At 37.2% G+C, this 13,862-nt stretch carries 18 protein-coding genes; 8 read left to right on the top strand and 10 right to left on the bottom strand.

The features are described from left to right. Positions 1-100 precede the first annotated feature (100 nt). The 3 genes from ACSVDH_RS21780 to ACSVDH_RS21770 form a co-directional block, all read right to left on the bottom strand. Positions 101-1,135 carry a cytochrome d ubiquinol oxidase subunit II gene (locus tag ACSVDH_RS21780; RefSeq protein WP_439249819.1) on the bottom strand — a complete coding sequence of 345 codons (1,035 nt, stop codon included), beginning with the start codon at positions 1,133-1,135 and terminating at the stop codon, positions 101-103. Positions 1,136-1,157: 22 nt separating this feature from the next. After that, positions 1,158-2,510, bottom strand: coding sequence for a cytochrome ubiquinol oxidase subunit I (locus ACSVDH_RS21775; protein WP_439249820.1), 1,353 nt, complete (start codon positions 2,508-2,510; stop codon positions 1,158-1,160). A 427-nt stretch (positions 2,511-2,937) separates the two neighbouring features. Continuing rightward, on the bottom strand, positions 2,938-3,945 hold the full coding sequence (locus ACSVDH_RS21770; RefSeq protein ID WP_439249821.1) for a metal ABC transporter solute-binding protein, Zn/Mn family: 1,008 nt from the start codon (positions 3,943-3,945) through the stop codon (positions 2,938-2,940). A gap of 291 nt (positions 3,946-4,236) precedes the next feature. Here ACSVDH_RS21770 and ACSVDH_RS21765 point away from each other — a divergent pair, with 291 nt between their 5' ends. Beyond that, entirely contained in the window at positions 4,237-4,800 is a 564-nt protein-coding gene (locus tag ACSVDH_RS21765) for a beta-class carbonic anhydrase (protein ID WP_299089315.1), read from the top strand. A 65-nt stretch (positions 4,801-4,865) separates the two neighbouring features. Here the strand turns inward: ACSVDH_RS21765 and ACSVDH_RS21760 are convergent, their stop codons facing one another. Further along, entirely contained in the window at positions 4,866-5,033 is a 168-nt protein-coding gene (locus tag ACSVDH_RS21760; protein WP_299089314.1) for a hypothetical protein, read from the bottom strand. A gap of 90 nt (positions 5,034-5,123) precedes the next feature. Between ACSVDH_RS21760 and ACSVDH_RS21755 the strand changes: the two genes are divergently transcribed. Next, positions 5,124-6,086 carry a LacI family DNA-binding transcriptional regulator gene (locus ACSVDH_RS21755; RefSeq protein ID WP_439249822.1) on the top strand — a complete coding sequence of 321 codons (963 nt, stop codon included), beginning with the start codon at positions 5,124-5,126 and terminating at the stop codon, positions 6,084-6,086. On the opposite strand, the gene yidD is transcribed toward ACSVDH_RS21755, so the two are convergent. Continuing rightward, positions 6,083-6,313, bottom strand: coding sequence for a membrane protein insertion efficiency factor YidD (gene yidD, locus ACSVDH_RS21750; RefSeq protein ID WP_299089312.1), 231 nt, complete (start codon positions 6,311-6,313; stop codon positions 6,083-6,085). The two genes, ACSVDH_RS21755 and yidD, sit on opposite strands and share 4 nt — an antisense overlap. 191 nt (positions 6,314-6,504) lie before the next feature. On the opposite strand from yidD, the gene ACSVDH_RS21745 reads away from it, so the two are divergent. Then, complete coding sequence (locus ACSVDH_RS21745; protein ID WP_299089311.1) at positions 6,505-6,978, top strand: S-ribosylhomocysteine lyase; 474 nt, start codon at positions 6,505-6,507, stop codon at positions 6,976-6,978. A gap of 24 nt (positions 6,979-7,002) precedes the next feature. On the opposite strand, the gene folE2 is transcribed toward ACSVDH_RS21745, so the two are convergent. Beyond that, positions 7,003-7,908, bottom strand: coding sequence for a GTP cyclohydrolase FolE2 (folE2, locus tag ACSVDH_RS21740; RefSeq protein WP_439249823.1), 906 nt, complete (start codon positions 7,906-7,908; stop codon positions 7,003-7,005). Between the two features lie 197 nt (positions 7,909-8,105). Here folE2 and ACSVDH_RS21735 point away from each other — a divergent pair, with 197 nt between their 5' ends. Together ACSVDH_RS21735 and ACSVDH_RS21730 are read left to right on the top strand one after the other, a co-directional pair. Continuing rightward, complete coding sequence (locus tag ACSVDH_RS21735) at positions 8,106-9,104, top strand: permease (protein WP_439249825.1); 999 nt, start codon at positions 8,106-8,108, stop codon at positions 9,102-9,104. 14 nt (positions 9,105-9,118) lie between these two features. Further along, on the top strand, positions 9,119-10,054 hold the full coding sequence (locus ACSVDH_RS21730; RefSeq protein WP_439249826.1) for a TIGR03943 family putative permease subunit: 936 nt from the start codon (positions 9,119-9,121) through the stop codon (positions 10,052-10,054). A gap of 65 nt (positions 10,055-10,119) precedes the next feature. On the opposite strand, the gene ytzI is transcribed toward ACSVDH_RS21730, so the two are convergent. Further along, positions 10,120-10,281, bottom strand: a complete 162-nt coding sequence (gene ytzI, locus ACSVDH_RS21725; RefSeq protein WP_299089307.1) for a YtzI protein — start codon at positions 10,279-10,281, stop codon at positions 10,120-10,122. 167 nt (positions 10,282-10,448) lie between these two features. On the opposite strand from ytzI, the gene ACSVDH_RS21720 reads away from it, so the two are divergent. After that, entirely contained in the window at positions 10,449-10,889 is a 441-nt protein-coding gene (locus ACSVDH_RS21720; RefSeq protein WP_299089306.1) for a Dps family protein, read from the top strand. A 56-nt stretch (positions 10,890-10,945) separates the two neighbouring features. On the opposite strand, the gene ACSVDH_RS21715 is transcribed toward ACSVDH_RS21720, so the two are convergent. After that, a complete protein-coding gene (locus tag ACSVDH_RS21715; protein ID WP_439249827.1) occupies positions 10,946-11,158 on the bottom strand; it encodes a hypothetical protein in 213 nt (70 codons plus the stop codon). Positions 11,159-11,309: 151 nt separating this feature from the next. Between ACSVDH_RS21715 and ACSVDH_RS21710 the strand changes: the two genes are divergently transcribed. Both ACSVDH_RS21710 and ytkD read left to right on the top strand, forming a co-directional pair. Further along, complete coding sequence (locus tag ACSVDH_RS21710) at positions 11,310-11,642, top strand: hydrolase (RefSeq protein WP_299089304.1); 333 nt, start codon at positions 11,310-11,312, stop codon at positions 11,640-11,642. Between the two features lie 111 nt (positions 11,643-11,753). Continuing rightward, complete coding sequence (ytkD, locus tag ACSVDH_RS21705; protein WP_439249828.1) at positions 11,754-12,224, top strand: RNA deprotection pyrophosphohydrolase; 471 nt, start codon at positions 11,754-11,756, stop codon at positions 12,222-12,224. Between the two features lie 58 nt (positions 12,225-12,282). On the opposite strand, the gene ACSVDH_RS21700 is transcribed toward ytkD, so the two are convergent. After that, on the bottom strand, positions 12,283-13,098 hold the full coding sequence (locus ACSVDH_RS21700) for an ABC transporter permease (protein WP_439249829.1): 816 nt from the start codon (positions 13,096-13,098) through the stop codon (positions 12,283-12,285). Beyond that, positions 13,085-13,855 (bottom strand): ABC transporter ATP-binding protein, encoded by a 771-nt coding sequence (locus tag ACSVDH_RS21695; RefSeq protein WP_299089301.1) that lies wholly within the window; start codon positions 13,853-13,855, stop codon positions 13,085-13,087. Before ACSVDH_RS21695 ends, ACSVDH_RS21700 begins: the two co-directional genes overlap by 14 nt. Positions 13,856-13,862 lie beyond the last annotated feature (7 nt).

The following is a 13,862-nucleotide window of genomic DNA, read 5'->3' as shown; positions in this document are numbered from 1 at the left end:
GACCTCCTTCGTAATAATGAAACACATAAATAGTCTTCCATTTCTGACGTGTTTCATACCTGCTTCATCAATAAAAAGCCCAATGTTTGCGTTTTTAACATTAGTTTTGCCTTAAATATCGCTTGTCCTTCATAAACAGCTTCCAAAAGTAAATAAATCCCGGAAATAGAATGAGGAAACCAACAATATATGTGGCGAATAATGCCCGAAAAGCAGTTGGATGAGTGAAGCCGGATTCAATTGTGACATCAGGGTAAATCATATAGGGCAAATGTGCACGGCCATATGCATAGCTTGCTACTAAATATTGAATGGTTACAGCAATGACAGCCAACCTTGGACGGCCAACCCGCTGCTTGTGCTTTGCAGATGGTATAAATAAGGCTGAACCAGCAAGAAGAAATAACACAACAGAGCCGATAAGAAAGGGCAGATAGTCCAACATTCTTGTGTAAAGCCAATTTGCTTCAATTCTTAATGTTAACATGATGAAAAAAGCCATAAGCAGTGAAATCGGTCCTAAAATAAGGGCATCACGCCGGTAAATCCGATATGCATCTAATTCATCAGCAACATTTGAATAATCTGCAAGCAATAAGGATGATAAAAACAGTGTGCTGCTAATAGCGAATCCCATAAATGCATATATATTCGGGCTTGTAAAAAGAGCTGCAAAGTTGAGCTGATGCACACCATTAACAACTTCAATATAGCCGCCGTGTGTAATTGGGAGAACGAGCATTAATAACGCAGGAATAATAAAGCCGGAAATTCCAGACACATATGTGAGTGCCTTTTCATAATCCTTTGCGACATGTGAGAAAACTAAAAATCCGCTCCTTAAAGCAAGCAAAATTAAAATAAAACTTCCCGGCAATAGCAGCACAGTGCCGAGAATATATGTCGCTCCAGGGAAAAAGCTTACAAGGGCAATGACGATTGCAACGATAAACACATTTGTTACCTCCCATGTTGGTGAGAGATAGCGATTTGCGATATTGGTTGCATTAGTTTTTTCTTTCTTAATATAAATCATTGACCAAAAGCCTGCGCCAAAATCCATTGTCGCCATTACGGCATAGATAAACACAAATCCCCATAAAACAGTGATCGCAAGCAGTGAATCTGCTGTCATATTCGATCATCCTTTCTAAGCTTTAGTAGATGCTGATACTCCCTCCAGATGCTTCGGTCTCAAGCTCATTCTCAACGGGATGTCTTTTAAAGTAATATTTTAAAACGAGCAAGACAGCTACCGCCAAGATCACATAAATGAGTGTAAACAATATAAATAGAAGACCAATCTGAGATGATCCTGTTACAACCTCGGCAGTGGTCAATACGCGGTAAATCACCCAAGGCTGTCTTCCGGTACAAGCAAAGATCCAGCCAAATTCGATTGAAAGCAATGCTAATGGTCCGGCAATTACAAAGGCGTACATAAAAGGCTTAGGGAAATTCGGTTTTTTCAACAGCCTATTCCATACAAAGCCAGCCATGGATAAAAAAATCAGAAAGCTGCCGATTAAAACCATTCCATTAAAGAGGGTATGAACAAATAATGGCGGCCAATATTCTTCTGGAAAATCATTTAATCCGACAACAACGGTTTCAAAGCTATTTCCAGCTAGAAAGCTAAGGGCCCACGGAATTTCAATGGCGTATTTAATTTCCTGTGTTTCCTTATCTGTAAAACCGCCAATTGCAAGCGGTGCGTAATCCTGTGTTTCGAATAATCCTTCTGCGGCTGCAAGCTTTTCAGGTTGATATTCATGAAGCATTTGTGCGGATTCATGGCCATTTAATGCCGTTAGTAATGAGAAAATGCCTCCGATTGCGAGGCTTAACATAAGGGCCTTGCGGTGGAACCGAAGAACACGTTGATTTTTGCGGTGCTTAAGCATGTTAAAGGCGGATATGCTGCAGATCATAAAGGCTCCGGTCATATAGGCTGATACAGCAACATGTGCTGCCGAAATAAAGAAACTTGGATTAAAGAATGCGGCCCAAGGGTCAACATCTGCGATTTCACCATTTTCAATTCTAAACCCTGCTGGTGTTCCTTCAAAAGCATGAACATTCGTAATTAATACTGCTGAGGCACTTGCACCTAATAACACAAGGGATACACTTAAAATCCTCATTTTTGGAGAAATGCGATCTGCAGCATATACATAGATTGACATAAACAGAGCCTCGATAAAAAAAGCATAAATTTCAATTTGGAAGGGGAGGGCCATTACTTTTCCGATCACTTCCATAAACCCTGGCCATAAAAGTGCAAGCTGCACTCCGGCAATTGTTCCTGTAGGGATCGCTACTCCCAGTAGAACAGCTTGTCCCTTTGTCCAGCGCTTTGCCATAATGGCATAATCATGATCCTTTGTTTTTTGAAAAAGAAGTTCTGCACACAAGATCATTAATGGCAAGCCGACTCCCAATGTTGCAAAAATGATGTGAAAGCCCATTGTAGTCCCAAAAAGGGATCGAGCCAAAAGTAGATCATTCATCAACTTTCCGCCTTTCTTTTCCATACCTTTTTAATTCTTCCATAGTGTCCACAAATTTCTAGATAATATTCTAAGTTGGAGGATCGATCTAAAAATAAGAAAAGCGCAAAGCCTTGATCAGCCTTGGGCAAATAAGACGATTTAGAATAGAAGGCATTCTTTGCCTTCTATTCTAAATTTGCTAGACCCTAGAGGGGCTAGGCGCTGGAGCTAGACACAAAAACTAAGTACAAAAAGTTATACTTTCTTAAAATTTAAAGAAAACTCGCCGATTGGCGATCCTGTAAATGCGAAGCGTGATGCGTAGTTGCCCTGATACTTTATACTTAAAATTGATCACTACATCGAATAGTCTTTCACTCTGCCAATTTATATTTTTGTAACGCACAAAAAAAGTGAGAGAAAATTCCGCCCACTTTTTTACAGATCATTTAGCTGATAATGCTTTTTTTAATGTTTCTAGATTTTTGTTCATGATACTAAAATAATCTTCATTATTATTGATATCTTTTTCTGTAATTGTTTCCAGATTGCTCAAATATAAGGCTTCAGCTCCAATTTCTGATTGAACAATATCCGTGACATTGCTGCTTACATTCGCCTCAAAGATAATGTGGTGTATATCATGCTCTGTTGCAACGTCTATGATGTCTTTTAATTCTTTTTGTGAAGGCTCTTCAGTAGGAGAAAGGCCTAGGACACTGATTTGCTCAATACCGTATCGTTGTTGCCAATACCCATAGGCAGCATGTGAGACAAGTATTTCTTTTTTATCGGCTGCCTTAACTAAATCTTTAAATGATTGATCCAAGTCTTCTAATTGCGATTTTAATTTCTGAAAATTTTCTTCAAAAGTTTCTTTTCCTTCTGGATGTATGTCAATGAGGGATTGTTTAATATTTTCAGCTAATGTAATAGAAAGAACGGGATCAAGCCATACATGGGGATCTGTATCTCCATGATCATGCTCGTCATGAGCTGCTTCCTCTACATGAGTCTCGTCTTCGTGTTCATGGGCAGCTTCTTCACCGGTTTCCTCTGTTTCGTGGTCATGAGATTCCAATTCAATACCTTTTCCGGCATTAATAAATGCTACATCCTCTTTAGCTAAAGCCTCTTCGATTTGAGAAGCATAGCTTTCAATCCCTACTCCTGAGTAAATAAATCCATCAGATTCAGCAATATCCACCATAAGTTTTGAAGTAGGCTCATAAGTATGTGCATCACCTCCAGGAGGTAAAATGCTTTCTACATCTACTAAATCTCCGCCAATTTTTTTTGTGAAATCCTCTAAAGGAAAAATTGTAGTATAAATTTTTATCTTGTTAGATGCTGCAGAATCATTTGCTGTTGATTTGGAATTTTCCTCACTGCAAGCAACTAAAAAGGCAGCGACTAATAAAAGAAAACTTATTAGTAATGATCGTTTTTTCATGTTCTTGCTCCTTTCTAACGTACAAAACTTGAAATCATTTGGGTTCCTGCCCCTAACTAGAAATAAATCAGTATCATTACGATTAAGCCCTACTTATTATATCTTAATCATTTCGATTTGAGAACTTTTTTTCATAATGATTTTATTTTGAAATCACAGAAAAATAAGTGCAGCTTCTTGCAAAAGAGATAAATAGTAACAATTACGATTTATATATTATTACAGTAATAGAGAAAAAACAAGAAATATGTTATATTTAAATTAATTATTTTTTTGGTGGAGGTTATGGAAATGAGAATTATTGATGAAATATTATTACATAATGAGAAGTTTGTAGCGGAAAAAGAGTATGAAAAGTTTGAAACAACTAAATTTCCTGATAAGAAACTTGTTATCTTATCCTGTATGGACACAAGACTAGTAGAATTATTGCCAAAGGCCATGAATATTCAAAATGGTGATGTGAAAATCGTAAAAAGTGCTGGCGCTATTGTGGCTCATCCGTTTGGAAGTATTATGAGAAGTATTTTAGTTGCAGTATATGAACTAAAGGCAGATGAAATTTGTGTCATCGGCCATCATGATTGTGGAATGAGCAAACTAAAAGCAGATTCTTTCTTGGAAAAGGCAGTTGAGAGAGGAATCACAGAGGAAAAAATTGATACGTTAAGATACTCTGGAGTTGATTTAAACCAATGGCTCCAAGGCTTTGACAGTGTAGAGGATAGTGTGCGTGATAGTGTAGATAAAATTAAAAACCATCCGTTACTAGTAAAAGGCATCCCAGTGCATGGATTAGTCATTGACCCTGCAACAGGGAAATTAGATATCGTAGTAAATGGGTATGAAGAATAAACGATAATAAAACATGGAAAGCAGTGGGTTTGCAGGAAATCCACTGCTTTTGTTGCGCTATGCGATCATTTTTCATCATACACTTCAAATAAATAGTGATAGAAATCTTTCGTCCTGTTTGTAAAACGCTTTGGTCTATTCTTTTTATTGTATAAATCAATTGAGAATGATGCAAAAATGAGGATTATACTGCACATAAAGAATAGGCATAATAAACCGATTATGATTGACATTGATCATTCCTCCTTCTATTTTATAAACTTAGCTTAAAGTATGGAACGCGTTTCAGAGCAAGGAAAAGTTGTTAGTGAAAAGGTGAGTTAATGACAAATATTAAAGATATTGCTAAGATGGCCGGTGTATCCGTTACAACCGTTTCCCGGGTATTAAATGAACATCCATATGTAAGTGCCGACAAAAGGGAGGCGGTTCTGCGGGCAATTGAAAGGTGCAATTATCAACGTAATATTAATGCTGTACATTTAAGTAAGGGAAAAACCTTTTTAATTGGTGTTGTTGTGCCGTTTTCAAACCATCCCTATTTCGGATTGCTGCTTGAAGGGATTGCGAATGAAGCGTTAAAAAATAACTATAAATTAGTTTTGATTCAAACGAATTATGAAGAAATGCGAGAAATAGAAGCTCTCACGATGTTAAAGCATAAGCAAATTGATGCGTTGATTATTTGTTCAAGGATCTGTACATGGGAACTTATTGAGGAATATCGATCGTACGGACCAATTATTTTTTGTGAGGATACAAGGGGAAAGAAGATCTCCTCAACCTATGTTGATCATTATAAAAGCTTTTTAAAGGCTTTAGAGTATTTATACAGGAAAGGCCATAAAAAAATCGGTTATTGCATTGGGAGAAAATCAGGTGCCAATAGCAAACAGCGGGCAGCAGCTTATAAAGACTTCCTAAAAAAGGTTAACTTACCTTTTCATCAGGACTATATTTTTCATGAATGCTTTAATTTTGAAGATGGGGAAGGGGTTGTCCGGCGATTAAGGAAGATGAGAAGCCAGCCTTCAGCCCTATTGGTTACGAGCGATCAGGTCGCTGCAGGGATTTTAACCTGCTGCCATTCAGAAAATATAGCCGTACCAGATGAGCTTGCTATTATGGGATTTGATAACCAGCCCATTGCAAAATTGATGAAGATTACGACGTTGGAAATTCCGCTCATTGAGGTAGGAAGGAAGCTTTTTCATCAGGCAATTAACGATACAAACATTACGCATGAAGAAATCGTGGTTACATTAATTGAACGCCAAACTGTTTAATAGTTGTGTTCTTTTTTTTCTGGAACAGGGTCGAAACCGCCAGGATGATATGGATGGCATTTTAAAATCCGTTTTATTGTTAAATAGCTACCTTTAATAACTCCGAAACGTTTATAAGCTTCAAGCCCATAATGAGAGCAAGTAGGATAAAATCTGCAAGTTGGCGGGGTCAATGGCGATATGAATTTTTGATAAAATTTAATAAGTGTAATAAATATCGTTTTCATGCTTTCGTACCAAATCTCCTTATCTGTTTTCTTTTAGTATACGATGTTTTTAGGAAATTCCAAGTCTTAGAACTTGAGATAGAATTAAATCGGTGTTAGCTTAAGGCAGATGCTTCGAAATTAAAATTCTCCGTCATTTGCGTTATTATGGTACAATGAGAAAAGAAATTTTACTTTTGGGAGTGAAGAAAATGCCTTCAGTTGAAAGCTTTGAATTAGATCATACCGCTGTAAAAGCACCATATGTCCGTCATTGCGGGGTGCATAAAGTTGGCACCGATGGTGAAGTAAATAAATTTGATATTCGTTTTTGCCAGCCAAATAAGCAAGCAATGAAGCCAGATACTATTCATACACTTGAGCATTTATTGGCGTTCAATATCCGTGAGCATGCTGAAAAATACGATCACTTTGATATTATTGATATTTCCCCAATGGGATGTCAAACAGGCTATTACCTAGTTGTAAGCGGAAAGCCTTCAGTCACTGAGATTATCGATTTATTAGAGGATACATTGAAATCAGCAGTTGAGGTTACTGAAATTCCAGCAGCTAATGAAACACAATGCGGCCAAGCAAAGCTTCATGATCTAGAAGGAGCAAAACGCTTAATGCGTTATTGGCTTGAGCAGGATAAAGAAGAATTAGCAAAAGTATTTGGATAATAAGAAAAGCGCCTTGCGCTTTTCTTAATCCTTGCGATAACTCAAACGAGCGATGGCATCATGCAAATGAATAGACTCTTCGTTACGGCATTCAACCGTAAATGCTTGTACAAAATCCATTTCATATAAGTCAGCAGCAACAAGCCTTACCATATCCTCAACAAACCGCGGGTTTTCATATGCTGTTTCTGTTACCATCTTTTCGTCAGGACGTTTCAGAACAGGATGAATTCTTGCACTCGCATTTGACTCTGCTGCTTCAAGTAAAGCTGCCTTCCAATCCTTTTCCTCATGATAATCTTTTGTAAACTCAACATTCATTGTGACATACCCACGCTGATTATGGGCACTATATTCGCTAATTTCCTTTGAGCAAGGACAAAGCGTTGTCACTGCACACCCTAAAGAAGCTGAACTTGTAAATCCAGCACCTTCCGCATAAGAAACAGCTATCGTTGCTTCAGCATGATTTAGACCGATTAATTCAGAGCTTGGACCTTTACGTTCGTAAAACCATGGGAAGGTTACTTCAATACTGGCATCCTTTTGTTTCAGTCTCTCAGCAAGCTCTTTTGTAAAGTCATAAAGGTTTTTGATGGATAGAGTGAACCCTCCATTTTGCCGATATGTTTCAAGTTGTTCAGTAAACCTGCTCATGTTTGTTCCTTTAGCATCATGTGAGATCTTACTTGTCATTTTAAAACTAGCAATGGTTGTTTGCTGTTTAGGATTAAGTTCTGATTCTAGCAAAATTGGATGCTTCACATTGCTTATTCCAACTGCGTCTATTGTAAAAAGGAAGTCTTTTTTTGTATTTTGCAAATCTGGCATTTGTTCTTTCTCAGTAGGTTTTACCTTTAATCCTGGTTCAATTGAGCCAAATAGCTTATGACGTTCCTTTTTTGGCGGCAGGTTTATCTTTCTAGTCATCTTGATCCCCTCTCACTTACTAAGATATTGAGAGTATACTGTAAGTTGATAGAAAACATCAACGTTTATATCTAAAATTGTCGAAGGAAGCAGAAAAAATCATTTTGAATCATGATCTTTTGAAATAAGCTGTCATAATCTTTTCATAAAACTAGTATCCTATAACATACTAAATTAATAGGATAGGAGTTTAGAACATGAGTAAACCCATCTTCCCTTTGATAAGAGAGCTGTTTGCTCTAGGATTAATTGGATTATTTTTCTACTTATTTTTGTTTGTGGATTTTCAAAACATCTCTTTCAATATACCATCTGAGCTCGTAACAGTTAATACAATGTTTTTAAGTATTTTGCTAGAAGCGATTCCGTTTATATTATTGGGCGTTTTTGTATCAGCCTTGATTCAAACGTTTGTATCAGAGGAATTTATAAAGCGTGTGCTGCCAAGGAATGCGATTATTGCCCTTTTACCTGCCGCTTTATTAGGAGCTATTTTTCCGATCTGCGAATGTGCAATTGTTCCAATCGTAAGGCGATTATTGAAAAAAGGAATGCCCCTGCATCTTGGTGTAGTCTTCTTAGTCGGTGCTCCGATCTTAAATCCAGTCGTGTTTGCCTCCACTTTTTATGCCTTTGGATCACATCTTCAAATTGCTTATGCAAGAATGGGGCTAGCCTTTATTCTTTCTATTGTAATTGGTTTTTTGATCTATCTTCTCTTTAAAAATAAAGACCAATTGAAAATGACCCAGGAGCTGATTACCGGACATTCACATGGAAATCAACCTGTTGGGAAATTAAAAGCAACATTATTTCATGCCAGTGATGAGTTTTTTGAGATGGGGAAATTTTTAATTTTGGGAGCCTTCATTGCCAGCCTTTTCCAAACTTTTTTAGATCGTACTATCTTAACAGAGATTGGCACAAGCACGGTCATAGCACCTGCTGTCATGATGGCATTTGGCTATATCCTTTCCTTATGCTCTGAGGCGGATGCATTTGTGGCTGCTTCATTTGGAGACTCATTTACAACAGGATCTCTATTAGCATTTTTAGTATACGGACCAATGCTTGATTTAAAAAATACCATCATGCTGTTCGCATTTTTTAAGGCAAGATTTGTCGCTGTATTTATCGCTGTTGTCACAATAACTGTCTATCTTTCCATTCTGGTTTATCAGCTGATATTCCTGTAGAAGGAGGTTTTGATATGCATAACCATAACGAACATTCTCGTTTTCATATCTACTTAAGAGGCATCATTTTAATTGGTTTTACCTTGCTTATGATAAAGTTGGAGTTAACAGGGAATATAACTAATTTTATTGCACCGAAAATGATGCCTTTCGTTTACTTTGCCATGGTTGTTTTTTTATTGCTTGGTGTGATGCAAATTTGGCGGAGCGGGTCAAAGAAGGAAGCAGGGATTGATTGTGCTTGTGGAATGGAGCATTCCAGGTCTCTTACATCTTTCCGGTCTTTCTTTGTTTATCTTCTTTTTATTATTCCAATCATAACGGGATTTTTATTTCCGGAAGCTGTATTGGATAGTTCGGTTGCAGCAAAACGCGGGTTTAAATCGATGGCAGAAACCAAAGCTCAAGCAGATGGAACTGCTGAGCAAGAAGCCTATCTTGATCAATTGGACGAGGGTATTGGTGATAAGGTTGCACAATCGTCAAACATTCCAGATGTTCCACTTGAACACCCGGAAGGATTTGAACTGCAAGCACCTCCTGAAGATTATTATGCACAATTAGAAAAAGAAATGCTCGATATGGATATGATTTCACTCACTGAAAAAGATTATATTGCCATGACCTCGATACTCGATCAAAACCCAAAGAAATTTGTCGGGAAAAAGGTAGAGATGATGGGCTTTGTGTACCGGGAGGATGATTTTAAGGAAGATCAATTCGTCCTTGCTAGATTTGGTCTTTCCTGCTGTGTAGCGGATGCATCTGTGTATGGAACACTCGTGACAATACCTGATGCTAAACAATTTGGTGATGATCAGTGGCTAAAAATAGAGGGGACAGTAACGACGATCAACTATCACGATTTAACCCTTCCATATATTAAGGTGACGGCTGTTGAAGAAATAGAACAGCCTGATGAGCCATATGTGTATGAAAACTATAACTAAAATGATCAATAGAAAAAGCACGTTTACTCTCGCGATGTGCCTTTTCTATTTTATTCATTAAAGGCCTATTTTTCTTTTTCGCTCTCTGTTTCATTTCCCGGCAGATCATCAAGCTTTTTAACAGGATCAACTGTGTGTTTATATTGATACGCTTTGCTTGTCGTTAAAACACTTAATAACAGAACAATAATGACGATGACAACACAGATAATTAAGATGGTTTTCATTATGACTCCTTTCGCACTAAATAGAGGGTAAAAATAGATAAATTCAACAACTATCATTTTAACATGAAGAATCTTTTCGGTTAAATATGGATAATTAGATAAAATAAAATGTTTTGGAGAAAACTATTTAGGGTAAATAACTACTAGAATGAAAAGGAGGATTTTTTATGTCAGAAAAATTAATTAAAACCGTCAATAAACAAGTAGCAAACTGGACAGTGCTTTATGTCAAACTACATAATTACCATTGGTTTGTTAAAGGAGAAAATTTCTTCACACTTCACGAAAAGTTCGAGGAGTTTTACAATGAAGCAGCCGTTCATATTGATGAATTGGCAGAACGTCTTTTAGCGTTGGAGGGAGCTCCTGTTGCAACGATGAAGGAATGTTTAGAACTTTCATCAGTTAAAGAAGCTGAAGGAAAAGAAACAGCACAACAAATGGTTCAATCTATTTATGAAGATTTTTCTCAACTTGCAGAAGAATTAAAAGAAGGTATGGATCTTGCAGCAGAGGTCGGAGATGAAACAACCGGAGATATGCTATTAGCGATCCACCAAAGCTTGGAGAAACATAATTGGATGCTTAAATCGTTCTTAGGCAAATAAGAATAATAAGAAAGGGTTAGTCCACTAAAAAACGGGGACTGACCCTTTTCTTGTGATTAATACTCTTTCTCAGCCAATTCCTCTGTCAGCTTCTCAGTTAAATAAGGAGTGATTAAGGATTGTAAATCATGATCAGATAAATGGTGAATCCATGAAAGAATCTCTGGTTTATTTGTTTTGCTAATGATTGATTGTACATACGCTTTGACATCTTCTTCATCTGCCCGAAATTTTTCTATTTCAAGATGTTTAATCAAAACATGATCCATAGGGTTAATCCAACCTCCATCATAAACTCCATTTTAAGTTACTTTTAATTTCTCTCATCGTTAATAAACTATGCATAAACAGAAAGAATTGAATAAATTATCCATTGGGTACAAAAAATAATCTAAGGAAAAAGTGAAGGAGCTGTCATCGATGGAAAATTCGAAAAAAACGTATTATATTACCGTTGCCCAAGGCGAGATTTCTCAACTTAGCACTGCTTCTCCTTGGGACTTTAAGATTGAAGCAACAGATGATGAAATTATTAAACTGCGACAATATTTTGATGAAGTGTATTCAGCAGATATAAAAGGTTTTTATCGTGCTCATACTCCATATGTCCAGTATCATTATGATCGTGAAAACGATGAAATTGATGATACAAATCAAAAAATCTATCGCATGATCTATGAGCTTGGAGATGAGGAAGCGAAGGAGCATATACGCACACAAGGACTTATGTCGAGAATCGAAGAACAAGAATAAACCTTATACATGGATTATACATTGTGATAAGATTTAAAAAGGTATTGTTCACTGCAGATTGGTGGTCAATGTACGTGTTTGGTATATAAGGAGAAAATTGAGGGATTAACTATGTATCGGTTTTTTGATTATTATCACAATGAAGTTCATTTATCATTTGAGGATCACCCATTTTCAACAAACCCGAAGCATGTTTGGGTTATATGTCGATACGAAAATAAATGGCTGTTAACAAAACACTCAGATCGCGGCTATGAGTTTCCAGGCGGGAAGGTAGAAGCAAATGAAACAGCAGTAGCAGCAGCAATTCGAGAGGTTAAAGAAGAGACGGGCGGTATCGTTGAGACAATCAATTATATCGGTCAGTACAAAGTGGCTGGTAAAGAGCGAACGATCGTAAAAAATATTTATTACGCGATCATTAGTGAGTTAATTAAGCAGGAAGGTTATTTTGAGACATATGGTCCTATCTTATTGGATGAGATACCAGAAGGAGTTCAGAAGGACAGAAGGTATAGCTTCATTATGAAGGATGAAGTGCTGCAAAGAAGTCTGATGGAAATTAAGAAAAGGTTTTTATGAAAAAATAAGAGGTGACAACAACTTTCCCCTCAGGAGAAGTGTGAGGGACTATTGTATGTCAGCCTCTTTTTTCGTTTTTAATAAATTGCTTTTCTAAAAGATCAACACCTTGGTACATGATAGTGGCAAATACCGCAATGATAAGCAGACTTAAAAGCACTAACGTAAAATTGAAAACCTGAAAGCCATAAATAATCATATACCCAAGTCCTTTAGCTGAAACGAGAAATTCTCCGACAATAACGCCAACCCATGATAATCCAACATTCACTTTTAAAGTGGAAACGATGGTTGGAAAGGATGCTGGTAGAATAGCCTCTCTAAACAATTGAATTTTTGAAGCATCGAATGTTTTAAGAACTTTTAAGTAATTTGCATCGACCTCTTTAAATGAGGTATAGATGACAATGGTTGTGATAATGACGGAGATAATCGTTCCCATCGCAATAATGGAAACAAATCCGGGGCCTAATGCCACAATCAAAATCGGCCCGAGGGCTACCTTTGGCATGGCGTTTAGTATGACGAGATAAGGATCTAAAATCTTTGAGAGGCGATTAGACCACCATAAAATGGCAGCAAGTAAAGCGCCAAGGAATGTTCCCAAAATGAACCCGAAAACTGTTTCAAATAAAGTGACTCCGATATGAGGCAAAAGGGTTCCGTCATTTAACTTTGTTATAAATAATGCCCATATTTTTGAGGGATAGCTAAATAACAGCGGGTCAACCCATTCTCTTCTCCCTGCAATTTCCCATAATCCAAAGAAACAGATAAAAATGAGAATTTGATAAAATTGCACCCACTTTTTTTCCTTTTCAAGGCCGCGTTTGTAGCTTTTGTGAAGGTGTTCAATTGTTTCATTTGATTTCAAGCTGGTCCAACTCCTTCCATATTTGCTGAAATAGTGTTGAAAATGAAGGGTGTTGTCTAGCATCAAACGGCGTTAATTTTCTTAGTTCCTTTGGTACTAAATAGGTTCTGTTAATTCTTCCCGGCTTAGCTGAAAAAACGAAGATACGGTCACTCATCGCGATTGCTTCACCAATGTCATGAGTAACAAGCAGTGCTGTTTTCTGATAATCCTTTAACGTTTGCCAAACGAGATCCTCTAACCGTAACTTTGTTTGGTAATCCAATGCTGAAAAAGGCTCATCAAGCAAAAGAATTCTTGGGTTTGTCGCCAATGTTCTTACAAGAGCAGCTCTTTGCCTCATCCCTCCGGATAATTGACTTGGATACTGGTGCTCTACATTTTCTAGGCCCATTTCCTTTAAAAGGGATAAGGTGTTTTTTTTCGTTTCTTCTGTTTTTTGTCCGATAATTTTTAAACCTAATGTGACGTTTTCCTCAATGGTTTTCCAAGGAAAGAGATAATCCTGCTGCAGCATATAACCAATAATGGTCTCAGGCTTTGTAATGATTTTATTAGCAATTTTTACAGTACCCTCAACAGGTTTGATTAACCCAGCAATAATTGATAAAAGCGTGGTTTTTCCACAGCCGCTTGGGCCCAGGAAGGAGACAAACTCTCCTTCCTCAACGCTGAGCCTTATATCCTCAAGGGCAACAGTAGCTGATTCCTTTGTAAAATACACATGATGTACATGTTCTACTGTTAAAAATGACATGATCAAC

Source organism: Metabacillus sp. Hm71, from assembly GCF_051842955.2.
Classification (GTDB): domain Bacteria; phylum Bacillota; class Bacilli; order Bacillales; family Bacillaceae; genus Metabacillus.
Note: the sequence above shows the minus strand (reverse complement) of the source record. Positions and strands in the feature narration are given on the sequence as shown.

Bases quoted from the DNA above. Each gene is read 5' to 3' on its own strand.
- ACSVDH_RS21780 (WP_439249819.1), bottom strand. From the start codon at position 1,135: ATGACAGCAGATTCACTGCTTGCGATCACTGTTTTATGGGGATTTGTG.
- ACSVDH_RS21775 (WP_439249820.1), bottom strand. From the start codon at position 2,510: ATGAATGATCTACTTTTGGCTCGATCCCTTTTTGGGACTACAATGGGC.
- ACSVDH_RS21770 (WP_439249821.1), bottom strand. From the start codon at position 3,945: ATGAAAAAACGATCATTACTAATAAGTTTTCTTTTATTAGTCGCTGCC.
- ACSVDH_RS21765 (WP_299089315.1), top strand. From the start codon at position 4,237: ATGAGAATTATTGATGAAATATTATTACATAATGAGAAGTTTGTAGCG.
- ACSVDH_RS21760 (WP_299089314.1), bottom strand. From the start codon at position 5,033: ATGTCAATCATAATCGGTTTATTATGCCTATTCTTTATGTGCAGTATA.
- ACSVDH_RS21755 (WP_439249822.1), top strand. From the start codon at position 5,124: ATGACAAATATTAAAGATATTGCTAAGATGGCCGGTGTATCCGTTACA.
- yidD (WP_299089312.1), bottom strand. From the start codon at position 6,313: ATGAAAACGATATTTATTACACTTATTAAATTTTATCAAAAATTCATA.
- ACSVDH_RS21745 (WP_299089311.1), top strand. From the start codon at position 6,505: ATGCCTTCAGTTGAAAGCTTTGAATTAGATCATACCGCTGTAAAAGCA.
- folE2 (WP_439249823.1), bottom strand. From the start codon at position 7,908: ATGACTAGAAAGATAAACCTGCCGCCAAAAAAGGAACGTCATAAGCTA.
- ACSVDH_RS21735 (WP_439249825.1), top strand. From the start codon at position 8,106: ATGAGTAAACCCATCTTCCCTTTGATAAGAGAGCTGTTTGCTCTAGGA.
- ACSVDH_RS21730 (WP_439249826.1), top strand. From the start codon at position 9,119: ATGCATAACCATAACGAACATTCTCGTTTTCATATCTACTTAAGAGGC.
- ytzI (WP_299089307.1), bottom strand. From the start codon at position 10,281: ATGAAAACCATCTTAATTATCTGTGTTGTCATCGTCATTATTGTTCTG.
- ACSVDH_RS21720 (WP_299089306.1), top strand. From the start codon at position 10,449: ATGTCAGAAAAATTAATTAAAACCGTCAATAAACAAGTAGCAAACTGG.
- ACSVDH_RS21715 (WP_439249827.1), bottom strand. From the start codon at position 11,158: ATGGATCATGTTTTGATTAAACATCTTGAAATAGAAAAATTTCGGGCA.
- ACSVDH_RS21710 (WP_299089304.1), top strand. From the start codon at position 11,310: ATGGAAAATTCGAAAAAAACGTATTATATTACCGTTGCCCAAGGCGAG.
- ytkD (WP_439249828.1), top strand. From the start codon at position 11,754: ATGTATCGGTTTTTTGATTATTATCACAATGAAGTTCATTTATCATTT.
- ACSVDH_RS21695 (WP_299089301.1), bottom strand. From the start codon at position 13,855: ATGTCATTTTTAACAGTAGAACATGTACATCATGTGTATTTTACAAAG.